The organism is Labrys wisconsinensis (genome assembly GCF_030814995.1).
Lineage (GTDB): Bacteria > Pseudomonadota > Alphaproteobacteria > Rhizobiales > Labraceae > Labrys > Labrys wisconsinensis.
Map to the genome: position 1 here is coordinate 418,281 of NZ_JAUSVX010000001.1, position 23,780 is coordinate 442,060.

Sequence of the window (23,780 nt, forward strand, 5' to 3'; positions counted from 1 at the left end):
TGCGAACCTTATTTCTTGAACAGGTCGAGCTTCTTGAAATGCTCGGCCAGGAGATAATAGACGGTGAGGCGCGACTTGGTCCGGTCGGCCTTGAGCTTGTCGACCACCGCCTTGATCGCGGCGTCCAGCGTCGCGTCCGCATCCTTCAGGCCGAGCTTCTTCTTCAGGAAATTGTCGCGCACGCGACCGAGCTCCGCCGGGTCGCTCGCCGCCACCCACCTGGAATCCGCCTTGCTGAGCACGAGGGCATAGGTCTTCGCCATCCCGGCAACGGCAGCTTCGTCGACACTGCCGGTATATTTCTTGACGTCGGCGAGATGGGTTGCGAGATCCGTCATGGTCCAAGCCTCCTCGACTGTTTCCCCGTCCGCGCTATCCAGACGCAGGCAGGTATAAGGCCATGGCTTGGCGAAGTCCGCCACGGGTTTTCGCCGGATGTGATGGTGAAATTCCGGTAATCCCCCGGCTTTTCACCGTCTCTTGGCTTCGATCGCATCCCAGATGGCCACCGCGAGGTCCGGCCCGCCCAGACGCTTGATCGCCCTGATCCCGGTCGGCGAGGTGATGTTGATCTCGGTGAGATGGCCGCCGATCACGTCGATGCCGACGAAGATCAGGCCCATGCGCTTCAGCGCCGGGCCGATGCGCTCGCAGATCTCGCGTTCGCGCGCCGTCAGGTCGGTCGGCCGCGCCGCCCCGCCGCGCACCATGTTGGAGCGGATATCGCCGGGCTGCGGCACCCGGTTGACCGCGCCCGCCGCCACGCCGTCGACCAGGATGATGCGCTTGTCGCCCTCGAAGACCTCGGGCAGGAAGCGCTGCACCACCCAGGGCTCCCGCGAAAGGGTCGAGAACAGGTCGAACAACGAGCCGAAATTCGGGTCGTCACGGCCGAGCTTGAACACCGCCGCGCCGCCATTGCCGTAGAGCGGCTTCATCACCACGTCGCCGTGCTCCTCCCGGAAGGCCTCGATGTCGGCGCGGTCGCGGGTGATCAGCGTCGGCGGCATCAGCTCGGGAAACTCGGTGACGAACATCTTCTCCGGAGCGTTGCGCACCGAGGCCGGGTCGTTGACGACCAGCGTGCGGGGATGGATGCGCTCCAGGAGATGGGTCGTCGTCACATAGGCCATGTCGAAGGGCGGGTCCTGGCGCAGCAGCACCACGTCGAAGCCGGTGAGGTCGACGCGCGTCGCCGCTCCCGCGGTGACATGGTCGCCCTCGACGTCGCGCAGGGTCACCGGCCGGACGCTGGCCGTCACCCCGCCGTCGCGCATCGACAGCGTGTCCGGCAGGTAGACCGACAGCGCATGGCCGCGTGCCTGCGCCTCCAGCATCAGGGCGAAGGTGGAATCGCCACGGATGCTGATCCGCTCGATCGGGTCCATCTGGACGGCGACGTTCAAGGCCATGGCAGGTCCCCTGTGCTTCCCCTCGATATTCCACCGCCGTGCGGGAAGCGCAACACGGGAGGGCGAGCCGCAGGCAGGCCCCGGCGCCTGCGCCTGACATAGGCATCAGCGCGCCGGCGCGATAGCCCGTGCCGCCCTCGACGCGTGGAGGACGACGAGAGCGGCGATGCCGGTCGCCGCCACGGCAAGCGCCAGCGGCAGGGCGCTGGCGCCCAGGGCATGGCCGACCAGCGCGCCGATCCCCGCCCCCGCCAGCATCTGCACGAAGCCGGCAAAGGAAGAGGCCGCGCCGGCCCGGTCCGGGAACGGCGCCAGGGCGCCCGCCATCGCCTGCGGCATGACGAGGCCGACCCCGGCGAGGTAGAGCGCCATCGGCACGACGATGGCGGCGGGATGCGGGATGCCGGCCAGCACCAGCGCCAGCATGGCGACGCCGCCGAGGGCGAGGCAGGCGACGCCGATGGAGAGCGTCGCCTCGATGCCGTGCCGCGTCACCAGGGCCTGGGCCGCGAGCGTCCCGGCGATGTAGCCGATCACGCCGACGACGAAGGCGAAGCCGAAGGCCAGCGCCGAGAGGCCATAGACGCCCTGCAGCACGAAGCTCGACCCGGAGATCCAGGCGAACAGGCCGCCGTAGGTCAGCGACATCAGCACGAGATAGGCGAGGAAGCCGCGGTTGCGCGTCAGGCCGGCGAAGCTCCTGGCAATGCCGAGCGGCGAGATCGGCGCCGGGTTCGGCGCCCGCAGCGTCTCCGGCAGCTTGCGCCAGGCGACGAGGCCGCCGGCCGCGGCCAGCGCCGCCGCCAGCACGAAATTCGCCTGCCAGCCGATCCCGGCCTGCAGCAGGCCGCCCACCACCGGCGCCACTGCCGGCACCAGGCCCATGATCGTGCCCATCAGCGCCAGCTCGCGCGCCGCCCGCGGGCCTTCATAGAGGTCGCGCACCACGGTGCGGGCGAGCACGATGGGCCCGGATGCGCCGAGGGCCTGCAGGAAGCGGGCGGCGAGCAGCGCCTCGATCGAGGGCGCGGCGGCGCAGATCAGGCTGGCGGCGACGAAGAGGACCAGCCCGCCGATGAGCGGCGGCCGCCGTCCGAACCGGTCGGAGAGCGGACCGTAGATCACCTGCCCCGCGGCGAAGCCGACGAGGAACACGGACAGGGTGAGCTGCACCTGCGCCGTCGAGGCGCCCAGCGCCGTGCCGATCAGGGGCAGCGACGGCAGGTACATGTCCGTCGACAGCGGCCCGAGCGCGGTCAGGAGCGCGAGCAGCGCCGTGAGGGCGAAGGTGTCGGGACGGAGCATGGGGCGGGGTCGTCGCCTGGCGGGGTGCCCTTTCTGGCCGAAGCACCCGCCGGGCGCCAGCCCCCGTGCCGCACGGCCGCCCCTATTTCGCCTCCTCGGGCCGGCCGACATAGCCGGCCATCAGCACCAGCCCGGTGTCGCTCTGGCGCAGCGCGAACAGGAAAGGCTTGTCGACCTTCATGACGATGTGCGGCGCCGGCAGGCTGCGCAGCGTCGTCACCGCGGTGGCGGCGGCGGCCTCCGTGCCCTTCTCGTCGACGCGGATCACCGCCTTCTGCACGATCTCGGCGATGACCTGCGGCGTCGGGGAGAGGCCGGCCAGCGCCGTCTTCGACAGCCGGGCGGGCTTGAGGCCGAGCTTGTCGGCGGCGTCGAGCAGGTCGGTGGCGACGGAGAGCGAAAAGCGCGGCAGAGCCACCTCGCCCTCGGCCTCCGCGAAGCCCTCGCCGGCGAGCCAGGCGCCGGCGTCGTGGAACTCCTCGGCCCGGGCCGGCTTGTCCTTGGTGGTGACGACGACCAGCGAATAGCCCTTCGTAACATAGGGCAGCGAGACGGCGATGAAGTGATCGTCCTGACGGAACTGCATCGCGCCGAGGCCCGAGTGCATCATCGACACCTTGTCCGGGGCGCCCGCGGCCGGGGTGAACGGCTCCTGCTGGGTCAGCCGGGCATCGAAGGGCGTCTTCCAGTCGTCCTTGAAATGCAGGGCGTTGAGCGCCACCAGCCCGCCGGCGCGCAGCGGCTGGTCGAGGATGGTCGGGATCAGCCCCTTGGTGGTGTCCGAGACGAACGTGTTGATGCGCTCCAGCGTCTTCGGGTCGTCGAGGCTTTCGGTCGAGACCTCGGCCCCGGCCGCCTGCAGGCCGAGCACGGCGAGCGGGAAGGGCTTCGCGGCCGGATCGAACACCACGGCGCTGGCGAAGGCGAGCGGGCCCCCCTGCGGCTTGGCCACCAGCGCCAGCGCGGCGCGCAGCGCCTCGAGGTCGGCGGCCGCATCGGCGCCCGGCCGGTCGAGGCCGAGCGTCTTGTGGATCGCCGCCCGCATCGGCGCGCTGGCGCCGAGGTCGAGCAGCGCCAGGGGCGAGGCCAGGCTCGCCGGGGAGACGACGATGTTCTCCGGCGGCTTCGGGGCCCGTGCCAGTTCGCCGATCAGGTCGAGGCCGAGCCTGGCCTGGGCGGTGAGACGCTGCTGCTCGGGCGTCGGCGCCGCGGCGACCTCGACCGGCTTGCCGGCATTCGCCGGAGCCGCCGGAGCCATTGTCGACGGCGCGGCGGCCTTGGGCTTCGTCGCGGCGAGGCCTTCGCCACCCGCCGAGACGGCGAGGAGGCCGGCGTAAAGGGACGCAAGCACGATGGCTCTGCGCATGATGTTTCCTCTCTCCCGGGACCGGCCCCATTCACCACCACGGCCGGCGGCGCGGCGCCGTGCCTTTTCGCACCCAGCGCGCCGAGGCAGCGACCCCATCGGCCGCAGCGGCAGTGTAGCGCCTGACCGGGCGGGAGGCGAGGTCAGGCGGCCTGGCGCTGGCGGCTGCGGAACCCGTCGCGGATGAAGCGCGCCAGCTCCTCGACGACGGCGCTCGGCCGGGCGCGCGACATGTGCAGCGCGATCGAGTAGGGCTGCAGCGGCGGCAGGCCGGATTGCGGCCCGAGGATCTCCAGATGCCCCGGGACGGTGGCGGCCATCAGCGCCATCACCGCCAGGTCGGTCTCGACGGTGGCGTTCATCACCTCGGCGCCGCCGATCTCCGACATCGCCCACCAGGAGATGTCCGCGCCGGCGAGGGCCGCGACGATGGCGGGGCGGAAGATGCAGGTCTCGGCCCCGAGCGACACCGGCAGCGGCCGCTTGCGGTGGGCCTCGCCGCCGCGGGCGCCGACCCAGACCAGGCGGTCGATCGCCAGGGTCTCGGCGCCCGCGCTGGCCTGCGGCTGCTCGACCAGGGTGAGGTCGATCTGGCCGGCCTGCAGCGTCTCCAGGAGCTTCAGCGACGGCTCGCACACCAGCGTCACCCGCACATTGGGATAGGCGCGGGAGAAGCCGCGCAGCACCGGCGGCAGATAGGTGTTGACCAGGTCGTAGGGGATGCCGAGGCGGACCTCGCCGCTGTGGATCGGCACCGTCATCTCGGCCCAGATCTCGTCGTTGAGCGCCAGCATCCGCTTGGCCTTGCCGAACAGGCGCTCGCCGGCATTGGTCAGGCGCAGCCCCTTGCGGTCGCGCTCGAACAGGCGGGCCTCGAACCCGTCCTCCAGGCGCTTGATCTGCTGGCTGATCGCCGCCTGCGTCAGGTTGAGCACGTTGGCGGCCGCGGTCATCCCCGCCGTCTCGGCCACGGCGATGAAGGCCCTGAGCAGGCCGGTGTCGATATTCCTGGTCATCCCGAGCCTTGGATCATCAATAATGAATTGTTATCTGCAGCATCATAAACATTAGTTTCCATGATTCAAGTCGCCTTGGTAGGGTACGCCATCCCAAGAGATCGGAGGCTGTCATGGCCGCGTCGCTGTCGTCCCATTCCTTCCATTCCAACCGGCCGCACCCGGTGCTGGACCGCGCGGTCGCGGCCTGGCGGCGGCTGTCGGACGAGATCCGCATCCGTCGCGACCTCAACCGGCTCGGCGCCTTCGACGATGCCGCCCTGTCGGACCTCGGCCTCTCCCGCGGAGGCATCGAAGGCGCGATCCGCGACGGCCGCACGGACCGGCACTGAGGCCCGCCCAGCCGGGCGGGCGCCCCGCCTGCCCGGCCAAGACCGCCGTTCCCCGCCCGGACGGCCGATTACGCCTTCCTCAGGCCGCCGCGCCCCGATATAAGGCCGCGTCCGTCGTCCCCGAGGAATGGCATTCATGCGCAGCGCCGCCGTCGAGCGCACCACGAAGGAAACCTCCGTCTCCGTCTCCGTCGCCCTCGACGGGACGGGGCGCTACGACGTCGCCACCGGCGTCGGCTTCTTCGACCATATGCTCGAGCAGCTGTCGCGCCACTCCCTGATCGACATCACGGTGCGCGCCAAGGGCGACCTGCACATCGACGATCACCACACGGTCGAGGATGTCGGCATCGCCCTCGGCCAGGCCGTGCGCCAGGCCATGGGCGACATGAAGGGCATCACCCGCTATGCCGACGCCTGCCTGCCGATGGACGACACGCTGACGCGCGCCGCCATCGACGTGTCCGGCCGCCCCTTCCTGGTGTTCAAGGTCGCCTTTCCCAGGGAGAAGATCGGCACGTTCGACACCGAGCTGGTGCGCGAATGGTTCCAGGCCTTCGCCATGAACGCCGGCGTGACGCTGCATGTCGAGACGCTCCACGGCGAGAACGCCCACCACATCGCCGAGAGCTGTTTCAAGGCGCTGGCGCGCACCCTGCGCGCCGCCCTGGCGGTCGACCCGCGCACGGCCGGGGACCTGCCCACCACCAAGGGCCGGCTCGGAGGCTGAGATGGCATCCTGGAGCGTGTTCGAGCCGCCGGCGAGCCCGCCCGGCTCCTTCGAGGCCGCCGACGCCAGCGCCTTCGTCAAGGACGGCTGGTGCTGGCCGGCCCTGCTGATTCCGCCCGTCTGGCTCCTGTGGCGACGGATGTGGCTGGTGTTCCTCGGCTGGCTCGGGGCCCTGGTGGCGATCAACCTCGCCGGCCGGCTGGCGCAGGCGCCCGACGCGGTGACCGGCGGCATCGAGATCCTGTTCTTCCTGTGGTTCGCCCTGGAGGCCAACGCCCTGCGCCGCTGGACGCTCGCCGGCAAGGACTGGCGCTTCGTCGGCATCGCCACCGGCTCCGACCGGGTCGAGGCCGAGCATCGCTTCTTCGCCAGCCGGTCCACGCCGCCCGTGGTGCCGGCCGAGCCCACCGCCACGCCGGGCCTCTCCGGCCGCGACGCCGAGCCGGTGCTCGGCGTCTTCCCGCATCCCTGGGGCGGCGGGCGATGATCACGGCCATCGTCGACTACGGCTCGGGCAACCTGCACTCCGCCCGCAAGGCCTTCGAGCGCGCCTCGCGCGAGAGCGGCACTGCCGCCGATATCCTCGTGACGGCCGATCCCGAGCGCGTGCGCCGCGCCGACCGCATCGTCCTGCCCGGCGTCGGCGCCTTCGCCGACTGCAAGCGGGGCCTGGCCGCCGTGCCGGGCATGATCGAGGCGCTGGACGAGGCGGTGATCCCAGGCGGGCGGCCCTTCCTCGGCATCTGCGTCGGCATGCAGCTGATGGCCGAGCGCGGTCTGGAGTTCGAGACCACGCGCGGGCTCGGCTGGATCGCCGGCGACGTCAAGGTGATCGCGCCGGCCGATCCGGCGCTGAAGATCCCGCACATGGGCTGGAACACGCTGAACCTGCGCCGCGACCATGCCCTGCTCGCCGGCATTCCGACCGGCCCGGCCGGGCTGCACGCCTATTTCGTGCATTCCTTCCATCTCGCCGCGGCCTCGCCCGAGCTGCTGCTCGCCGAGGCCGACTATGCCGGGCCGGTGACCGCCATGGTCGGGCGCGACAACCTGGCGGGCACCCAGTTCCATCCCGAGAAGAGCCAGCGCCTCGGCCTGGCCCTGATCGCCAATTTCCTGGCGTGGCGGCCGTGATCCTCTATCCCGCGATCGATCTGAAGGAAGGGCGCTGCGTCCGTCTGGTCCAGGGCGACATGGCCAGGGCCACCGTCTTCAACGACAGCCCGGCCGACCAGGCCCGGGCCTTCCGGGCCATGGGCTTCTCGCATCTGCACGTCGTCGACCTCGACGGCGCCTTCGCCGGCCGGCCGATGAACGCCGCGGCGGTCGAGGCGATCCTCGCCGCCACCGCCATGCCGCTGCAGCTCGGCGGCGGCATCCGCGACATGGCGACCGTCGAGGGCTGGCTCGCCAAGGGCGTCGACCGCGTCATCATCGGCACCGCGGCGGTGCGTGACCCCGCCTTCGTCAAGGCGGCCGCCCGCGCCCATCCCGGCCGCGTCGCCGTCGGCCTCGACGCCCGCGACGGCTGCGTCGCGGTCGAGGGCTGGGCCGAAGCCTCGAGCCTGACGGCGGTCGAGCTTGCCCGCCGCTTCGAGGATGCCGGGGTGAGCGCCATCGTCTATACGAACATCGCCCGCGACGGTATGCTGGGCGGCATCGACTGGGACGGCACGCTGGCGCTCGCCGAGGCCATCCGCATCCCGGTCGTCGCCTCCGGCGGCCTCGCCTCGATCGCGGATGTCGAACGGCTGATGCAGCCGGACGCCGCCAGGCTGGAGGGCGCCATTGCCGGACGGGCCCTCTATGACAGGCGGCTCGATCCGGCGGAGGCGCTGGCGCTGATCGGACGAGGCAGCAGCGAGGCGCGGCCATGAAAGTCGCTTTGATCGTCGTTCCCTATGATTCCGGCCGGTTCATGGCCCGCTGGGGCCTCGGCCCGATCGCCATCCGCCGGGCCGGCCTCGCCGAGGCGCTGACCGCGGCGGGCCACAACGTCACCGAGGCCACGGTCCTGCTCGGCGACCCCGACCCGCGCGAGGTCACCACCGGCTTTGCGGTGGCGGCGGAGATCGCGCGCCTCTGCCAGGCCGCTCTCGCCGGCGGGCGCTTCCCGCTGGTGATCGCCGGCAACTGCCTCTCGGCCGTCGGCGTCTGCGCCGGCATCGGTGCCGACGCCGCCGTCTGGTTCGACGCCCATGGCGACCTCAACACGCCCGAGACATCAGGCTCGGGCCTCCTCGACGGCATGGCGCTGGCCACGGTGCTCGGCGCCTGCTGGCCGAAGCTCGCCGGCGCCGTGCCGGGCTTCGCCCCGATCCACGCCGGCAGGGTGGTGCTGGCCGGAGCCAGGGACCTCGATCCGCCCGAGGCCGCGCTGATCGCGGCGCGCGGCATCGCCCATGTGCCGGCGGGCGAGGCGGCAACGGCGGCCCGGGCCGCGACCCAGGGAGCGGCACGCGCGTATGTCCATCTCGATCTCGACGTGCTGGATCCGGCCATGCTGTCGGTCAACCGCTATGCGGTGCCCGGCGGCGCCAGCCTCGAGGCGCTCGGCGCCGCGGTGCACGACGTCGCGCATGCCGCGCCCGTGACGGGCGCGGCGATCACCGCCTACGATCCGGCCGTCGATCCCGACGGCCGGACCGCGACGGCCGCGGTGTCGCTGGCCACCGCCCTGGTCGCCGCCGTCGCCGACCGCTGGACCTGGGACGCGGTCAGCGCTGCGGTGAAGCTGTGAACACGGTCGTGACGGCGCTTGCGATTTCTGCCATTGTGCGGTGCAAAGAAAGTGGCCTTGCCGCCGCCCGGACCCTACGTCGACCGCCATGCTGAAGGCCCGTGTCATCCCCTGCCTCGACGTCAAGGACGGCCGTGTCGTCAAGGGCGTCAACTTCGTCGACCTCGTCGATGCCGGCGATCCCGTCGCCTGCGCCAGGGCCTATGACGCGGCGGGTGCGGACGAGCTGTGCTTCCTCGACATCAACGCCACCCACGAGAATCGCGGCACCATGTTCGACGTGGTGCGGCGCACGGCGGAGGCCTGCTTCATGCCGCTCACCGTCGGCGGCGGCGTGCGCACGGTCGAGGACATCCGCAACCTCCTGCTGGCGGGCGCCGACAAGGTGTCGATCAACTCGGCCGCGGTGGCGCGTCGGGGCTTCGTCGGCGAGGCGGCGGAAAAGTTCGGCCAGCAATGCATCGTGGTGGCGATCGACGCCAAGAAGGTCTCGGCCGCGGGCGAGCCGGACCGCTGGGAGATCTTCACCCATGGCGGCCGCCGGCCGACCGGCATCGACGCCCTCGAATTCGCCGGCGAGGTGGTGGCGCTCGGCGCCGGCGAGATCCTGCTCACCTCCATGGATCGCGACGGCACCAAGGCCGGCTTCGACATCGCCCTCACCCGCGCCGTGGCCGATGCCGTGCCGGTGCCGGTGATCGCCTCCGGCGGGGTCGGCACGCTCGACCATCTCGTCGACGGCGTGCGCGATGGCCATGCCACGGCGGTGCTCGCCGCCTCGATCTTCCATTTCGGCACCTTCACCATCGGGCAAGCCAAGGCGCACATGGCCGCGGCCGGCCTGCCCATGCGCATGGACCTGGCGGCATGAGCTTCACCCTGTCCGACCTCGAGGCGCGGGTGGCGGCCCGCGCCGAGGCCTCGCCGGAGGAGTCCTGGACCGCCCGGCTGCTGGCCGCCGGCCCGTCGCGGGCCGCCAAGAAATTCGGCGAGGAGGCGATCGAATTCGTGATCGCCGCCGCGGAAGGCGACGGCAAGCAGATCGTCGGCGAGGCGGCCGACGTGCTCTACCACCTCCTGGTGGCCTTGAAGGCACGGGACGTGGCGCTCGCGGCGGTGATGGCGGAACTCGAACAGCGCACCGCGCTCTCCGGCCTGGCCGAGAAGGCGGCCCGGACACGCGCATGACCCACGGCATGGCAGCCGGGAGCAGCAACATGGACCAGCCCTCTTGGATCGGGTGATCAAGCCGGACCTGTCACCCTACCGGCTGTTCTCGCGCCGGGACTGGGCGAGCCTGCGCGCCGACACGCCGATGACGCTGACCGGCGAGGAGCTGGACCGGCTGCGCTCGCTCAACGACCCGGTTTCGCTCGCCGAGGTCGAGGAGATCTACCTGCCGCTCTCGCGCCTGCTCTCCCTCTATGTCGCGGCCACGCAGGGCCTCCACCGCGCCACCCAGGCCTTCCTCGGCACCAAGGACAGCAAGGTGCCCTTCCTGGTCGGCGTGGCGGGGTCGGTGGCGGTCGGCAAGTCCACCACGGCGCGCGTGCTGCGCCAGCTCCTGACCCGTTGGCCGAACACGCCCAAGGTCGATCTGATCACCACCGACGGCTTCCTCTTCCCCAATGCGGTGCTCCGGGCCCACGGCCTGATGGAGCGCAAGGGCTTTCCCGAGAGCTACGACACCCAGACGCTGCTGCGTTTCCTGGCGGACATCAAGGCCGGCAAGGACCATGTCGAGGCGCCGGTCTATTCCCACCTCGTCTACGACGTCGTGCCGGGCGAGACGGTGGTCATCCACCAGCCGGACATCCTGATCGTCGAGGGGCTCAACGTGCTGCAGCCCGCGCGCCTGCCGCGCGACGGCAAAGCCGTCCCCTTCGTCTCCGATTTCTTCGACTTCTCCGTCTATCTCGACGCCAAGGAGGTGCTGCTGCGCCGCTGGTACGTCGAGCGCTTCATGACCCTGCGCGAGACCGCCTTCCGCAATCCCAAGTCATATTTTCGCAAATATGCCGATCTATCGGAGGGCGAGGCGCTGGAAACGGCGCACGGACTGTGGAGCCGGATCAACCAGCCCAACCTCGTCGAAAATATCCTTCCCACGCGCCCGCGCGCCGATTTGATCTTGCGCAAAGGCGAAACTCACGGCATCGAAGAGGTCGCGTTGCGCAAGCTCTGAGGCATCAGAACCTCCTCCAGGCATAAGGCAGCAGCATGTACGGCCGCAGGGCAATGTTCTACACGGCGAGCGCCACGCTCCTCGTCGGCGTGGTTCTCGGTGCCTTTCCCTCGATCGATTTCGACGTCTCCGACTTCTTCGAGGATTCGACCCCGAGCTTCATCCTGCGCGGCGCGGCCCTGGCCAAGAGCCTGCGCGCCTTCGGCATGTTTTTTCCCACCTGCGTCGCCGTGGTCTTCGTCGCCGCGCTGCTGGTCAAGATCGTTCGCCCGCAGGTCCGCCTGCCCGTCGACACACGCGCCATCGTCGCCGTGCTGCTGACCTTCCTGCTCGGGCCGGCGCTGCTGGTCAACGCCGTGCTCAAGGAGCATTGGGGGCGCGAGCGGCCCGAATCGGCGGTCGAGAAGGTGGAGAAGGGCGAGGTCGCCTTCTCGCCCTGGTGGAACCCGATCGGCCCCTGCCGCAGCAACTGCTCCTTCGTCTCCGGCGAAGTCTCCAACAGCACCGTCCTGATCGCGGCTGCCGCCGTGCTCCCCGCCGCGGTCGCCGGCCCGGCGATGGCCGTGGCCGTTGCCTTCACGGTGATGGTGGCGGCGCTGCGGCTCGCCTTCGGCGGCCATTTCCTCTCCGACGTGCTGCTGGCGGCCCTGTTCACGCACATGATCGCCATCCTGATGCTGCGCCTGATGCACGATCCGCGCTGGGCCCCCGGCCGGCCCGGAGCCATCGACGCCTGGCTGGCCGGCCTCTTCCGACGCCGCGCCGTGCCGGACCCCTCGTAATTCCCCGCCGAAACGGCTTGCACGGGCGCTTTCGCCGCCTATAGTCGCGCGCGATTTTTCCGGAGCGTGCCGATGTCCAAGACGGTGAAGAAGGTGGTGCTCGCCTATTCGGGCGGCCTCGATACCTCGATCATCCTGAAGTGGCTGCAGACCACCTATGGCTGCGAGGTCGTGACCTTCACCGCGGATCTCGGCCAGGGCGAGGAGCTGGAGCCGGCGCGCCAGAAGGCGCTGCTGCTCGGCATCAAGCCGGAAAACATCTTCATCGAGGATGTGCGCGAGGAATTCGTGCGCGACTACGTCTTCCCGATGTTCCGCGCCAACGCCCAGTACGAGGGCCTCTACCTCCTCGGCACCTCGATCGCCCGGCCGCTGATCGCCAAGAAGCAGATCGAGATCGCCGAGAAGGTCGGCGCCGACGCCGTTTCCCACGGCTCGACCGGCAAAGGCAACGACCAGGTGCGCTACGAGGTCGCCTACTACGCCCTCAAGCCCGACGTCACCATCATCGCCCCCTGGCGCGAATGGGACCTGCGCTCGCGCGAGGCGCTGATCCGCTTCGCCGAGGAGAACCAGATCCCGATCGCCAAGGACAAACGCGGCGAGGCCCCCTTCTCCGTCGACGCCAACCTGCTGCACTGCTCCTCCGAGGGCAAGGTCCTGGAGGACCCGGCGATCGAGGTGCCGGACTATGTCTATTCGCGCACCGTCGACCCGGAAAAGGCGCCGGACACCCCGACCGTCGTCACCATCGACTTCGAGAAGGGCGACGCGGTGGCCGTCGACGGCGTCAAGCTGAGCCCGGCGGCGCTGCTGACCCGGCTCAACGAGCTCGGCCGCGTCAACGGCATCGGCCGGCTCGACCTGGTCGAGAACCGCTATGTCGGCATGAAGTCGCGCGGCATGTACGAGACGCCCGGCGGCACCATCCTGCTCCAGGCTCATCGCGGCATCGAAAGCATCACGCTCGATCGCGGCGCGGCGCATCTCAAGGACGAGATCATGCCGAAATACGCCGAGCTGATCTATAACGGCTTCTGGTTCGCGCCCGAGCGCGAGATGCTGCAGGCCCTGATCGACAAGAGCCAGGAGGCCGTCACCGGCTCGGTGCGACTGAAGCTCTACAAGGGCGGCGTGCACGTCATCGGCCGCGAGAGCCCCTATTCGCTGTACAGCCAGGACCTCGTCACCTTCGAGGAGGGCGCGGTCGCCTACGATCATCGCGACGCCGCCGGCTTCATCAAGCTCAACGCCCTGCGCCTGCGCACGCTCGGCAGCCGCAAGCGCAAGCTCGGCGTATGACGCCGGACGCCGGGCCGGAAAGGCCCGGCCGGCCCATCACCACACGACATCGGGAGGATTAGACATGGCCGGACAGACCGGAACTGCCATCGTGACCGGCGCCGCCACCGGCATCGGGCAGGCCATCGCCCTGGCGCTCCTGGAAGCGGGCTGGTCGGTGGTGCTGGCCGGACGGCGCAAGGCTGTGCTGGACGAGGTGGTCGCCGGCCATCCCCGCGCCGCCTCGGCGCTCACCGTGGCCGCCGACGTCACCGACCCCGCCTCGGTGTCGGCGCTGTTCCGCGCGACCGTGGAGCGCTTCGGCCGGGTCGACCTCCTCGTCAACAATGCCGGCACCAACGCCCCGCCGGTCAACATCGAGGACCTGCCCTTCGAGCAGTGGAAGAGCGTCATCGACACCAATGTCACCGGCGTGTTCCTGTGCACGCAGGAAGCGTTCCGGGTGATGAAGGACCAGGTGCCGCGCGGCGGGCGCATCATCAACAACGGCTCGATCTCGGCCACCGCGCCGCGCCCGAACTCCGCCCCCTACACCGCCTCCAAGCACGCGGTGGAGGGCCTGACCAAGTCGACCGCGCTGGACGGCCGCAAATACGACATCGCGTGCGGCCAGATCGACATCGGCAACACGCTGACGCCGATGGCGGCCAGGATGACCAGCGGCGTGCTCCAGGCCGACCTCACCGTCAAGACCGAGCCGACCTTCGATGTGAAGCACGTGGCCGAGGCCGTGCTCTACATGGCCGGCCTGCCGCTCGACGCCAACGTGCTGCACCTGACCGTGATGGCGACCAAGATGCCGTTCGTCGGCCGCGGCTGAGGCCGGGCTCGACCGTCCGGGGCTCCTGCCGCCGACCGACCCGGCCCGCGCTCGCCGCGGGCCGGGTTCTTTGTGATTGTTTCCACAGAATCGCATGAGCGAAACCTTGTTTCCGGGCAACGACGCGCATCGGGACACGGCGCGGCTGGCTGCGACCGGCATCCGGGGCCATGCGATGCGATCGCCAGACATTGCGTCAACAATACTGTCCTGATTGGCGCAGCCTGCAGCCGCCGCGAGACATCATGCTGCGTTGCCGCTGTTGCGACGCACAATAGCCGAGCCTCCCCATCCCAACCTCTTGCGAAGACGGGGACTTCTGCAGTAAGGGCCGCGAGGTCTCCGGCATGAGAGCCTTCGCCGGGACGCCGGCGAGTTGCCGGCAACTGCCATGGACGCAGGGAATGACTGCGTCAGAAAAGCACAGCCAAAAGTCACAAAACCGTCACAATGTGGCACGTCTGCCACATGGCTTTTTGTTCCGAAGTTTTTCCAATTTGTAACAGAGTTTGTCACACAGTTTCGGACCGCGGATGATTAGTGTCCGCCTCGCCGCGCTTTGGGGGTCAGGGCGCGGCTGCCGATCCTTCGCACCATTCCCTCCGCCCGCTGGCCGCGCGCCGGCGCGGTCGGTTGCTGGCCGCGGACATGCCGCTCTGGCGTCGGCAAGCCAATCTTGGAGAGTTTTATGATACGTGCGAAACAGTTCCTGCTCGGCAGCGCGGCCGCCCTGGCGACGGTCACGGGGGCGAACGCTGCCGACCTGCCGATGACCAAGGCCGAGCCGGTCGAATATGTGAAGGTCTGCAGCGAATTCGGCACCGGCTACTTCTACATCCCGGGCAGCGACACCTGCCTCCAGCTCGGCGGCTACGTCCGGTCCGACTTCTACTATGTCGAGCCGAAGAAGCGGAGCGACAACGCCTCGCAGTGGCAGGGCCGCGCCCAGGTGCGCTGGGATGCCCGCACCGCGACCGAATATGGCACGCTGCGCTCCTATATCGCGATCGACGCCGACTATGGCGCCGCCTGGGCGTCTACCAGCAACAGCTCCTTCAAGGTGCACTACGCCTACCTCCAGTTCGGCGGCGTCACCGCCGGCTTCATCGAGTCCGCCTTCAACTTCTATGATGGGAAGTACGGCTCGCCGATCTACGCTACCTATGGCGGCGAACAGGGCCGCAAGAACATCCTGTCCTATACCGGCCAGTTCGGCGGCGGCCTGAGCGCCACGCTCTCGGTCGAGGACAGCATCGAGCACAACACGAGCATCGCCGGCTTCGGCGGCCTCACTGACAAGGACGACGCGGCCCGCACCGGCTACGGCGGCTCGCGCATGCCCGACTTCGTCGCCAACGTCGCCTATGACGGCGGCAAGGGTGGCTGGGGCAAGGCGCAGGTCATGGGCGCCGTCCACCAGGTGCGTGGCGTCCTCGACGACTACAGCAGCAAATACGGCTATGCCGTTGGCGCGGCCTTGCAGATGAACATCCCGTTCGCCGCCGGCGGCTACTTCGTGATCGAAGGCGAGTATGCGGACGGCGCCAGCGGCTACACCGGCGCCAACAAGTTCCAGAAGGCGCCCGACGCCTATGCCGGCCCCGGCCCGGGCTTTGCCTTCGAAACCGCCAAGTCCTGGTCGATCGAGGGCGAGGCCGGCTTCAACCTGACGCCCTCGCTGCTGGCGATCGCGTTCGGCAGCTACCGCAACTTCGATGCCCCGAGCATCATCGCCGACAAGGGCAACGACTACACTGCCTGGGTCGCCGGCGGCCAGTTGGTCTACACCGTCGTCAAGGGCATGACTGTGGCAGGCGAAGTCTCCTACCAGAGCATCGACGTCACGGGTAAGAGCACCGTCGACACCTGGGCCGGCGCCATGCGCGTGCGTCGCTCCTTCTGAGGCGAAAGCCGGATCTACTCGACATGAAAGGGCCCGGCGGAGCGATCCGCCGGGCCCTTTTCTTCATCGACGATTGTCCGCTGCTTCAGTGGTTGAACGCGCCGGACAGGGCGCCGCCGATCAGGGCGCCGCCGACCGCGCCCATGAAGGCGTCGCGCCCGGAAGTGTCGCTCGGCGGCGGGCGCTGGCGGTCGACCACCTGCTCGTCCTGCGGCGGCGGCCGGCGCCGGACGACGCGCGGCGGGCCGTCCGGCTGGATCGGCTGCTGGCGCACGACCTTCACCTTCGGCTTCTTCGGCGCCGGCGGCACGGCCGCCATGGTCTTTTGCAGCGCCGCATAGGCGACGTTGGTCTCGGCCAGCAGGAAGTCGTATTGCGGCTTGTTGAAATAGCCGGTGCCGGGAATGCCTCGGGCGGTCTGCCACTTGCCGATGGCGATGCGGGTCTTTGCCCCGAAATTGCCGTTGGCAGCGGAAGGATCGAAGCCCGCCAGCTTCAGCCGCTGCTGGATGGCCTTCTGTGCCGCCTGGTCGAGGTCGAGTCCCGCCTCGGTCTCGGCGGAGCTGGCGGCCTGCGCCACCTCGGGCGGCGCCGGGACCGGGCCTTGCGTCGGCACGATGCCGCCGGCGGGCGGCGCCAGCATGGCCTGCTTGCTGCGCTGGATGGCGTTGCGCGCCAGCGCGACATAGAGGCCGCTCGGATAGGTATCAATATAGGACTGGTAGTCCTCGACCGTGTTCGACTGCTTCACCGCCGCCCACAGGGCGTTCTCCCGGCCGAGCGCCACCGCATCGTCCGGCTGCGCCGCCGGGACCGGGGCGAGCGCCGCAGGCACGCTCGGGGCCGGCGCCGCGTCGGTCGCGACCGTCTGGGCGGCCGGATTGAGGAAGACGTCGCCGGTCAGCGAAGCCTGCACCCAGGGGCGCTGGCGGTTGTCGGTCAGCTTCAGCACCGCGCTGGTCACCCGGTTCATCACGCTGGAGAGGCTGGCATTGCCGCCGATATTCTCCAGGAGCGCCTGCGTGAACGGCGAGTGGTCGCCGTTGCCGTCGAGGGCCACGTTGCCGGGGTCGGTGGCAAAGGCGATCAGCGATCCTTCGCTGGCCGCCTGGTTGACGACCTTCATGTCGGCCATGCCGCTGACCACGGCGATCGACCGCGACCGCGCCGCCAGGCTGCGCGACAGCGGATTGTCGCGGCAGGCATCGAGCAGCGCGATCTTCAGCTTCACGTCGCGCGACATCTGGTCGATGACGAAGCCGACCTTGGTGATCTCGAAATCGACCGAGAGGGCGTCCTCCAGCTTGGCGTCGACGGGAACGATATAGTTCTCGCTGTTCACCTGCATGCCATGGCCGGCATAGTAGAACAGACCGACATCGGCGCCGCTGACGGCACGGGCGAAACGCTGCACCAGCGCGCTCATGCCCTGCTTGTCGAGGTCATAGCCCTCGACCACCTGGAAGCCCAGCGCCTTGAGCTTGTCGGCCATGGCATGGGCATCGCGCGGCGGGTTGGGCAGCGCCGGGGCGTTGACATAGGCGCCGTTGCCGATGACCAGCGCGACGCGCTTGTCGGCGAGCGCCGCGCCTTGCAGGCCGATCAGGGTGAGGATCGCCAGACCGAGGGTGCGGAAGAGTGGCGTCATGACGGCTCCTGTGTCGCAAGTCCGGAACGAGCTGTGATTCTCACGGCATCCGACTGCCACATGACTCAACGACATGCCGACGCGTTGCCGCACCAACGACGTTGAGGCAACCGCCTGCAGCGCAATCAAGCCCCAGAGCCCGTTGCCACACAACACATGAGAGATCTGTGCGCTTTCGCACATGACGCTGCGTTATCCAGCATCGGGACCTTCCTATGCCGGGTTCCGCGTCTTGATCCAGCGATCGAATCCGACGGCCAGGATGATGATCAGGCCGATCACGATCTGCTGCACATAGCTCGACACATTGTTCAGGACGAGCCCGTTGACGAGCACGCCGATCAGGATGGCGCCCACCACGGTGCCCACCACCGACCCGGCGCCGCCGAAGAGGCTGGTGCCGCCGATCACGACCGAGGCGATGACGGTGAGCTCATAGCCGATGCCCGCCACCGCCTCGGCCGAATTCAGCCGCGCCGACAGGACGAAGCCGGCCAGGCCCGCAAAGAACCCGACGATGACATAGACCGACAGGATGAGGCGATCGACCGGCAGGCCCGACAGGCGCGCCGCCTCGGGGTTGCCGCCGACGGCATAGATGTGCCGGCCGTAGCGGGTGTGGCGCAGCACGATGTGGCAGATCGCGGCACAGGCGAGGAAGATGATCACCGGCACCGGGATCGGGCCGACATAGCCCTGCCCCCACCAGCGGTAGTCCGCCTCGAAGCCCGAGATCGGGCCGCCCCCGGAAAACCACAGCGTCATGCCGCGAAAGATCGAGAGGCCGCCGAGCGTCACCACGAAGGGCGGCACCTTCAGCTTGGTGATGCCGAGCCCCTGGAGCAGGCCGCCGGTGAGGCCGATGCCGATCGCCACCAGCATCGCCGTCATCGCCCCATGGCCCGCGGCAGCGCTGTCGTCCAGCGAAAGGGTGTTGCCGGTCGAGCCCTTGGCGACGGCGGCGGCGATCATCCCCGCAAGCGCCAGGAGCGAGCCGACCGACAGGTCGATGCCCGCCGTCAGGATGACGAAGGTCATGCCGAGCGCGATGAGGCCGGTGATCGAGATCTGCCGCATCACGTTGAAGAGATTGGTCGAGTTGAGGAAGCGCGGCTCGAGCACCGCAAAGACCGCCATCATCGCCAAGAGGAAGATCAGCGGCGCCAGGCCGGCGACGAGGCGGCTCAGGGCGCGGCGATCGGAGGTGGGCTTGCCGGGTGCATTGTCGGTCATGTCAGGCCGCGTCGCGCTGTTCGAGGGTCATCAAGGTCATCAGCCGCTCTTGGGTGGCGTCATTGGCCGACACTTCGCCGGTGATCCGTCCGGCTCGCATGGTGACGATCCGGTCTGAGATCGCCATCACCTCGGGCAGATCGGACGAGATCGCGATGACCGCGACACCGCGCGCGGCGAGCTGGTCGAGCAATTCGTGCACCTCGGCCTTGGCGCCGATGTCGACGCCGCGCGTCGGCTCGTCGACGATCAAGATCTTCGGCTCCAGCTGCAGCCAGCGCGCCAGCACGATCTTCTGCTGGTTGCCGCCCGACAAGGCCCCGACCCGCTGGCCGGGATCGCGCATGCGCACGTGCATCGACCGGCGAAAGCCGTCGAGCGCCCGCCCTTCGGCGGCCTCGTCGACGAAAACGCCGAGAGTGGAAAAGCGCTCCAGTCCGGCGATCGAAAAATTCTGGCGAATGGCGAGATCGAGGAACAGCGCCTGCTGCTTGCGGTCCTCGGGGACGAGGCCGATGCCATGGCGGATCGCGTCGCGCGGCGAGCGGATGGAAGCCGGCCGGCCGTCGATGCGGATTTCGCCCGCGGCCAGCGGATCGGCGCCGAACACGGCCCGGGCGAATTCGGTGCGCCCCGCCCCTACCAGGCCGGCGATCCCCAGAATCTCACCGGCCCGCACGTCGAGATTGATGCCGCGCAACACCGTGCCATGGCTGCGGCGGCCGGATCTGGCCGTCGACAGGTCGCGCGTCGACAGGCGGACCGCGCCGGCCTCGTGCCGGCGCTCGGGGCGGCGATAGAGATCCGATGCGGACCTGCCGACCATCAGCTCGATGATCTGCGGGATGGTGAGCCCGCGCCGCTCGCGCACCCCGGCGAGCTTGCCGTCGCGCAGCACCGTGAAGCGGTCGCAGATCTGCATGGCCTCTTCCAGGCGGTGGGTGACGAACAGGATGCTGACTCCCTCGTCACGCAATTGGCGCATGATCGCGATCAGCCGCTCGACCTCGGTCTCGGTGAGCGCCGAGGTCGGCTCGTCCATCACCACCAGCCGCGCCTTCATCGACAGCGCGCGGGCGATCTCCACCATCTGCTGCTCGGCCACCGACAGGGCCGAGACCGGGATCCCCGGGTCGATGGCAAGGCCGATGCGATCGAGCTGCTCGCGCGCCATCGACCGCATCTTCGGCCAATCGACGAACAGGCCCATCCGCGTCGGCTCGCGGCCGATGAAGATATTCTCGGCCACCGTCAGCGTCGGGACGAGGTTGAATTCCTGATAGATCGTGACGATGCCGAGCGCCTGGGCCGCCAGCGGATTGGGCGCCGTCATATCAGCGCCGTCCCACAGCATCGTTCCGGCGTCGGGCGGCTGCGCCCCGGATATGATCTTCAGCAGCGTCGATTTGCCGGCTCCGTTTTCACCGAGCAGCCCATGCACCTCGCCGGGCTGGACCGAGATGCCGACATCGTCCAGCGCCTGGACACCCAGGAAGCGCTTCGACAAGCCGGAAAGGGAGAGAAGGGGAGATGACATCGCGGTCCCTCATGCCGGGCGCCGGGCCTGAGCAGGTGCCGGAGAACCTGCTGCCTCTGACGAAAGCCGAACCTCGCCGCATGGCGCCCAGGCTATCGCCGAGACGGGCGGACGCAGTCCGTCCGTCTCATCCTGCCGCAGGACCCATCGACGCGCTCGCGCGAGAGCGCGGGAAATCCTGCACTGTCGCGACGAGCCGGGGGGCGGCGCGTCTCCGCGCGCCCTCCCGTCACCCCGTCACCGCATCTCGCAGTGACCCCGTCACTGCATCTCGCCGAGGCGCTCGGCCTTGTCGAGATTGTCCTTGGTCAGGACGATCGGCGTCAGCAGCGTCAAGTCCTTCTCGGGCTTCTTGCCGTCGCGGGCAAAGGCGACGGCGATGCGCATGGCGATGCGGCTCTGCTCGCCGGGGAACTGCTCGACGGTGCCGGCCATGGCGCCTTCCTTCACCATCTTCAGCGCCTCGGGGAGGGCGTCGAAGCCATAGATCTTGATGCCGGTGAGGTTGCGCGCCTTCACCGCCTCCATCGCGCCCAGCGCCATGTCGTCATTGGCGCAGACGATCACGTCAGGCGGGTTCGCCGCGCCGGCAAGGCCCGCCTCGGTCACGCTCAGCGCTTCGGCACGGGCGAAATTCGCCGTCTGCTCGAACACGATCTGGTATTTGTCCTTGACCTTGTCCAGAACGCTGTGGAGGCCCTTGTTCCGGTCGATCGCCGGGCCGGCGCCGGGCTGGCCCTGCAGATGGAAGATCCTGGCGCCGTTCGGGAAGGCGGCGATGATGGCGTTGCCCTGCGCCTCGCCGCCGGCGACATTGTCGGCGCCGACATGGGCCAGGATGCCCGTCACGTTCTTGACGCGGCGGTCGATGGTGACGACCGGCACGCCGGCCTCGACAGCCGCCTGCAAGGCGGGAGCCATGGCATCGACGTCGAGCGGCGAGATGACGATGGCGTCGACCTTCTGGGTCACGGCAGCTTCGACGTCGCCGGTCTGCTTCGTCGCCTGGTTCTGGCCGTCGGTCTCGATCAGCTTGACGCCGCCCTGTGCCGCGGCTTCGGCCGCGAGCTGCTTTTGCATATGGACGAAGAAGGGGAAGGACAGGCTCGGCAGCGACGTGGCGATGGTCAGGTCCTTGCCGGCGGCGAAGGACGGGCGTGTCCCCAAGGCGAGCCCGACGGCGGCCAGGCTCGTTCCCAGCAGAAAGTCACGGCGATTGAGATCGCGACGGTTCATGGCGTTTTATCCCTCGGTTCGCGCCCTCTGGCGGGACGCTGCGAGCAGAATGAGGAGCAAACGTTTGGCCGGTCAAATTATTTCTGCGGCGCGAGCCTGCCCCTCCAGTGTTCCGACTCTAACGGCTCGTTCCGAACCGTCAGCCCGGAACCCTAGTTGGTTCAATGCTTTGTGTTGGGCTTCCAACACAATGGTCGGGGACCAAGCGTCGGAAGCACAACACTAGCCCGCCCCGATCCGAGGCCGCCCGGAGGCGCGCGCGGAGACCGTCGCCTCGACGAAGATCTCCCGCCCCTCGGTCTGCGCCTTCCTCACCTCGACGGCGGCGCTGACCTCGACGGCGCCGGCGCCCGCCCGGATCGCCGCAGCCGCCGCCTCGCCGCGCGCCGCCTCGCGAGCCAGCGCCAGGGCCTCGGCAAGGTCGCCGAAATCGCGGGCGAGGCCGGCGCCGAGCACGCGGAACACGCCCTCCACCGGCTGCAGCACCTTGACCTCGGCGCTCGCGTGCACGCCGCCGACCACGGCGCCGACGGCATTCGCCACCTCCGCGTGCTCGGGCACCAGCGAAGGCGCGCGCACCAGCCGGGCGATGTCGGGATAATAGGTGGCGGCCGAGGCGCCCAGCCCGACCAGCGGCGCCGACAGCGACAGGGAGAGGCGCACCAGGCCGGTAGGATCCGCCATGGCCGCGACGGCCAGAGGATGGCGCGACAGGCCCGCATCCTCGAAGCCGTCCTCGGCCAGGGCGCAGTCGAGCACGAACTCGGCCGAGCAGCGCACCAGCGTGTCGACCACGCGCTGCGCCAGCTCGCGGCCGGTCTCGGCGAAGGCCCGGCCGGTCGCCCCGCGTCGGCGGGCGAACAGCTCGGCGCCCTTCAGCGCCGCCGCCGCATCCCAGGCGGAGTGCAGGCCGAGCACATGGGCGGCGTCGGACGGTGTCAGCCCGGCGGCGATGACGAGACGCCGGTCGACGAGGCGGCGCAGCGCATTGGTCTCGCGCCGGCTCGTCACCAGCCGGTCCGCCGCCTGCGCCCGGCCGCCGAGGCGCGCGAGCAGCGCCGTCTCCGGCTCGGACAGGCCCGCGGGCGGCGATCCGAGCGGCAGGACGAAGCGCCCGTCGAGCTCCGCCGGAGCCTCGGCGCGGCGCTGGCGGTCGAGCGTCGCATGCACGAGGTCGCCGTATTCCTCGGCCAGCAGCGACAGCGGCATGACCCGGCGCGGCCCGAGCCGCAGCGCCGTCTCCAGGCCGCTCTGGTCGAGCCACACCTCGCTGTCGCCGCCGAGCCCGCAGGTGCGGATGGCGATCGCCTCCACCATGGTGCGGAAGCCGCCGATCAGCGCCCCGGCGGGGTCGACGCGCGGGCGGCCGTCGCGCAGCACCACCACGTCGGTGGTGGTGCCGCCGATGTCCGAGACGATGGCATCGCGCGTGCCCGCCAGGAAGGCCCCGCCGACCGCGCTGGCCGCCGGGCCGGAAAAGATCGTCTCGATCGGCCGCGTCCGGGCGAGGCTGGCCGTGACCAGCGCCCCGTCGCCGCGCACCACCATCAGCGGCGCGCCGATGCCGAGAGCGCCGAGCCGCTCCTCCGTGGCCGCGATCAGCGCTTCGAGGAGGTGGATCAGCCGGGCATTGAGCAACGAGGTCAGGGCCCGCTTCGGCCCGTCGAGCCTGGCCGAGAGCTCGTGCCCGCAGGAGACCGGCAGGCCGGTCTCGCGCCGCAGCAGCTCGCGCGCCGCGATCTCGTGCTCGGGATTGAGCACCGCGAAGCGGCCGGTGACGGCGAAGCCGCTGAGCGAAGGCGCGAGGCGCACGGCCTCCGCGGCCAGCGTGGCGACATCGAGCGGCATGCGCTCGGCGCCGAAGCTGTCATGGCCGCCCGCAATCAGCAGCACGGGATCTCCGCCCAGCGCCGCCTTGAGGGCCGGACGCTCGGCGTCGGCGGCGTCGAAGCCGATGAACACCAGGCCGACGCGCCCGCCCTGGCCTTCGACCATGGCGTTGGTGGCCAGCGTCGTCGACAGGGAGACGAGGGCGATATGGGCCGGATCCACGCCGGAGCGCCCGAGCACGGCCTCCACCGCCCCGCCGACGCCGAGCGCCAGGTCGTGATGGGTGGTGAGGGCCTTCGCCTTGGCGACGACGCCGCGCGCTTCATCATAGAGGACGGCATCGGTAAAGGTGCCGCCGGTGTCGATACCGAGCAGGAGGGGCATGGCGGTTGCGGTAGCAGAC

The 23,780-nt window shown here is 69.7% G+C and carries 23 protein-coding genes; 13 read left to right on the forward strand and 10 right to left on the reverse strand.

Going from position 1 to position 23,780, the window contains the following annotated elements; genetic code table 11:
* Nucleotides 1–8 precede the first annotated feature (8 nt).
* The 5 genes from QO011_RS01865 to QO011_RS01885 form a co-directional block, all read right to left on the reverse strand.
* Nucleotides 9–338, reverse strand: coding sequence for a DUF2853 family protein (locus QO011_RS01865; protein ID WP_307266891.1), 330 nt, complete (start codon nt 336–338; stop codon nt 9–11).
* Between the two features lie 132 nt (nt 339–470).
* Nucleotides 471–1,412 carry a glutathione synthase gene (gene gshB, locus QO011_RS01870; RefSeq protein WP_307266894.1) on the reverse strand — a complete coding sequence of 314 codons (942 nt, stop codon included), beginning with the start codon at nt 1,410–1,412 and terminating at the stop codon, nt 471–473.
* Between the two features lie 105 nt (nt 1,413–1,517).
* A complete protein-coding gene (locus QO011_RS01875) occupies nt 1,518–2,717 on the reverse strand; it encodes a multidrug effflux MFS transporter (RefSeq protein WP_307266896.1) in 1,200 nt (399 codons plus the stop codon).
* 82 nt (nt 2,718–2,799) lie between these two features.
* A complete protein-coding gene (locus QO011_RS01880) occupies nt 2,800–4,083 on the reverse strand; it encodes a serpin family protein (RefSeq protein WP_307266899.1) in 1,284 nt (427 codons plus the stop codon).
* A gap of 143 nt (nt 4,084–4,226) precedes the next feature.
* Complete coding sequence (locus QO011_RS01885) at nt 4,227–5,099, reverse strand: LysR family transcriptional regulator (protein WP_307266901.1); 873 nt, start codon at nt 5,097–5,099, stop codon at nt 4,227–4,229.
* 113 nt (nt 5,100–5,212) lie between these two features.
* On the opposite strand from QO011_RS01885, the gene QO011_RS01890 reads away from it, so the two are divergent.
* From QO011_RS01890 to QO011_RS01950, 13 genes are all read left to right on the forward strand, one after another.
* Nucleotides 5,213–5,431 (forward strand): DUF1127 domain-containing protein, encoded by a 219-nt coding sequence (locus tag QO011_RS01890; RefSeq protein ID WP_307266903.1) that lies wholly within the window; start codon nt 5,213–5,215, stop codon nt 5,429–5,431.
* Between the two features lie 136 nt (nt 5,432–5,567).
* A complete protein-coding gene (gene hisB, locus QO011_RS01895) occupies nt 5,568–6,161 on the forward strand; it encodes an imidazoleglycerol-phosphate dehydratase HisB (RefSeq protein ID WP_307266905.1) in 594 nt (197 codons plus the stop codon).
* A 1-nt stretch (nt 6,162) separates the two neighbouring features.
* Nucleotides 6,163–6,648 carry a DUF2628 domain-containing protein gene (locus tag QO011_RS01900; protein ID WP_307266908.1) on the forward strand — a complete coding sequence of 162 codons (486 nt, stop codon included), beginning with the start codon at nt 6,163–6,165 and terminating at the stop codon, nt 6,646–6,648.
* Nucleotides 6,645–7,295, forward strand: coding sequence for an imidazole glycerol phosphate synthase subunit HisH (hisH, locus tag QO011_RS01905; RefSeq protein ID WP_307266910.1), 651 nt, complete (start codon nt 6,645–6,647; stop codon nt 7,293–7,295). The genes QO011_RS01900 and hisH overlap by 4 nt, the downstream gene beginning before the upstream one ends.
* On the forward strand, nt 7,283–8,038 hold the full coding sequence (gene hisA, locus QO011_RS01910; protein ID WP_307266912.1) for a 1-(5-phosphoribosyl)-5-[(5-phosphoribosylamino)methylideneamino]imidazole-4-carboxamide isomerase: 756 nt from the start codon (nt 7,283–7,285) through the stop codon (nt 8,036–8,038). The genes hisH and hisA overlap by 13 nt, the downstream gene beginning before the upstream one ends.
* Nucleotides 8,035–8,901, forward strand: coding sequence for an arginase family protein (locus QO011_RS01915; protein ID WP_307266915.1), 867 nt, complete (start codon nt 8,035–8,037; stop codon nt 8,899–8,901). Before hisA ends, QO011_RS01915 begins: the two co-directional genes overlap by 4 nt.
* A gap of 88 nt (nt 8,902–8,989) precedes the next feature.
* Entirely contained in the window at nt 8,990–9,772 is a 783-nt protein-coding gene (hisF, locus tag QO011_RS01920; RefSeq protein WP_307266918.1) for an imidazole glycerol phosphate synthase subunit HisF, read from the forward strand.
* Nucleotides 9,769–10,089 (forward strand): phosphoribosyl-ATP diphosphatase, encoded by a 321-nt coding sequence (locus QO011_RS01925; RefSeq protein WP_307266921.1) that lies wholly within the window; start codon nt 9,769–9,771, stop codon nt 10,087–10,089. The genes hisF and QO011_RS01925 overlap by 4 nt, the downstream gene beginning before the upstream one ends.
* Before the next feature lie 43 nt (nt 10,090–10,132).
* Nucleotides 10,133–11,086 (forward strand): type I pantothenate kinase, encoded by a 954-nt coding sequence (gene coaA / locus QO011_RS01930; protein ID WP_307266924.1) that lies wholly within the window; start codon nt 10,133–10,135, stop codon nt 11,084–11,086.
* Nucleotides 11,087–11,121: 35 nt separating this feature from the next.
* Nucleotides 11,122–11,868, forward strand: a complete 747-nt coding sequence (locus tag QO011_RS01935; protein WP_307266928.1) for a phosphatase PAP2 family protein — start codon at nt 11,122–11,124, stop codon at nt 11,866–11,868.
* A gap of 72 nt (nt 11,869–11,940) precedes the next feature.
* On the forward strand, nt 11,941–13,170 hold the full coding sequence (locus QO011_RS01940) for an argininosuccinate synthase (protein WP_307266930.1): 1,230 nt from the start codon (nt 11,941–11,943) through the stop codon (nt 13,168–13,170).
* Between the two features lie 64 nt (nt 13,171–13,234).
* Nucleotides 13,235–13,990, forward strand: coding sequence for an SDR family oxidoreductase (locus tag QO011_RS01945; RefSeq protein ID WP_307266932.1), 756 nt, complete (start codon nt 13,235–13,237; stop codon nt 13,988–13,990).
* A 688-nt stretch (nt 13,991–14,678) separates the two neighbouring features.
* Nucleotides 14,679–15,893, forward strand: a complete 1,215-nt coding sequence (locus tag QO011_RS01950) for a porin (RefSeq protein WP_307266934.1) — start codon at nt 14,679–14,681, stop codon at nt 15,891–15,893.
* Nucleotides 15,894–15,978: 85 nt separating this feature from the next.
* Here QO011_RS01950 and QO011_RS01955 read toward each other — a convergent pair whose 3' ends face one another.
* The 5 genes from QO011_RS01955 to QO011_RS01975 all read right to left on the reverse strand — a co-directional run bounded on the left by QO011_RS01955 (nt 15,979) and on the right by QO011_RS01975 (nt 23,761).
* Complete coding sequence (locus QO011_RS01955) at nt 15,979–17,541, reverse strand: caspase family protein (RefSeq protein WP_307266937.1); 1,563 nt, start codon at nt 17,539–17,541, stop codon at nt 15,979–15,981.
* Nucleotides 17,542–17,754: 213 nt separating this feature from the next.
* Nucleotides 17,755–18,774 (reverse strand): ABC transporter permease, encoded by a 1,020-nt coding sequence (locus QO011_RS01960; protein WP_307266940.1) that lies wholly within the window; start codon nt 18,772–18,774, stop codon nt 17,755–17,757.
* Between the two features lies 1 nt (nt 18,775).
* Complete coding sequence (locus QO011_RS01965; protein WP_307266944.1) at nt 18,776–20,311, reverse strand: sugar ABC transporter ATP-binding protein; 1,536 nt, start codon at nt 20,309–20,311, stop codon at nt 18,776–18,778.
* A 261-nt stretch (nt 20,312–20,572) separates the two neighbouring features.
* Nucleotides 20,573–21,547 (reverse strand): substrate-binding domain-containing protein, encoded by a 975-nt coding sequence (locus tag QO011_RS01970; RefSeq protein WP_307266947.1) that lies wholly within the window; start codon nt 21,545–21,547, stop codon nt 20,573–20,575.
* Between the two features lie 222 nt (nt 21,548–21,769).
* Entirely contained in the window at nt 21,770–23,761 is a 1,992-nt protein-coding gene (locus QO011_RS01975) for a hydantoinase/oxoprolinase family protein (RefSeq protein WP_307266949.1), read from the reverse strand.
* Nucleotides 23,762–23,780: the final 19 nt, after the last annotated feature.

Excerpts from the sequence above, each read along its gene's own strand:
- QO011_RS01865 (WP_307266891.1), bottom strand. The coding sequence starts at position 338 with ATGACGGATCTCGCAACCCATCTCGCCGACGTCAAGAAATATACCGGC.
- gshB (WP_307266894.1), bottom strand. The coding sequence starts at position 1,412 with ATGGCCTTGAACGTCGCCGTCCAGATGGACCCGATCGAGCGGATCAGC.
- QO011_RS01875 (WP_307266896.1), bottom strand. The coding sequence starts at position 2,717 with ATGCTCCGTCCCGACACCTTCGCCCTCACGGCGCTGCTCGCGCTCCTG.
- QO011_RS01880 (WP_307266899.1), bottom strand. The coding sequence starts at position 4,083 with ATGCGCAGAGCCATCGTGCTTGCGTCCCTTTACGCCGGCCTCCTCGCC.
- QO011_RS01885 (WP_307266901.1), bottom strand. The coding sequence starts at position 5,099 with ATGACCAGGAATATCGACACCGGCCTGCTCAGGGCCTTCATCGCCGTG.
- QO011_RS01890 (WP_307266903.1), top strand. The coding sequence starts at position 5,213 with ATGGCCGCGTCGCTGTCGTCCCATTCCTTCCATTCCAACCGGCCGCAC.
- hisB (WP_307266905.1), top strand. The coding sequence starts at position 5,568 with ATGCGCAGCGCCGCCGTCGAGCGCACCACGAAGGAAACCTCCGTCTCC.
- QO011_RS01900 (WP_307266908.1), top strand. The coding sequence starts at position 6,163 with ATGGCATCCTGGAGCGTGTTCGAGCCGCCGGCGAGCCCGCCCGGCTCC.
- hisH (WP_307266910.1), top strand. The coding sequence starts at position 6,645 with ATGATCACGGCCATCGTCGACTACGGCTCGGGCAACCTGCACTCCGCC.
- QO011_RS01915 (WP_307266915.1), top strand. The coding sequence starts at position 8,035 with ATGAAAGTCGCTTTGATCGTCGTTCCCTATGATTCCGGCCGGTTCATG.
- hisF (WP_307266918.1), top strand. The coding sequence starts at position 8,990 with ATGCTGAAGGCCCGTGTCATCCCCTGCCTCGACGTCAAGGACGGCCGT.
- QO011_RS01925 (WP_307266921.1), top strand. The coding sequence starts at position 9,769 with ATGAGCTTCACCCTGTCCGACCTCGAGGCGCGGGTGGCGGCCCGCGCC.
- QO011_RS01935 (WP_307266928.1), top strand. The coding sequence starts at position 11,122 with ATGTACGGCCGCAGGGCAATGTTCTACACGGCGAGCGCCACGCTCCTC.
- QO011_RS01940 (WP_307266930.1), top strand. The coding sequence starts at position 11,941 with ATGTCCAAGACGGTGAAGAAGGTGGTGCTCGCCTATTCGGGCGGCCTC.
- QO011_RS01945 (WP_307266932.1), top strand. The coding sequence starts at position 13,235 with ATGGCCGGACAGACCGGAACTGCCATCGTGACCGGCGCCGCCACCGGC.
- QO011_RS01950 (WP_307266934.1), top strand. The coding sequence starts at position 14,679 with ATGATACGTGCGAAACAGTTCCTGCTCGGCAGCGCGGCCGCCCTGGCG.
- QO011_RS01955 (WP_307266937.1), bottom strand. The coding sequence starts at position 17,541 with ATGACGCCACTCTTCCGCACCCTCGGTCTGGCGATCCTCACCCTGATC.
- QO011_RS01960 (WP_307266940.1), bottom strand. The coding sequence starts at position 18,774 with ATGACCGACAATGCACCCGGCAAGCCCACCTCCGATCGCCGCGCCCTG.
- QO011_RS01965 (WP_307266944.1), bottom strand. The coding sequence starts at position 20,311 with ATGTCATCTCCCCTTCTCTCCCTTTCCGGCTTGTCGAAGCGCTTCCTG.
- QO011_RS01970 (WP_307266947.1), bottom strand. The coding sequence starts at position 21,547 with ATGAACCGTCGCGATCTCAATCGCCGTGACTTTCTGCTGGGAACGAGC.
- QO011_RS01975 (WP_307266949.1), bottom strand. The coding sequence starts at position 23,761 with ATGCCCCTCCTGCTCGGTATCGACACCGGCGGCACCTTTACCGATGCC.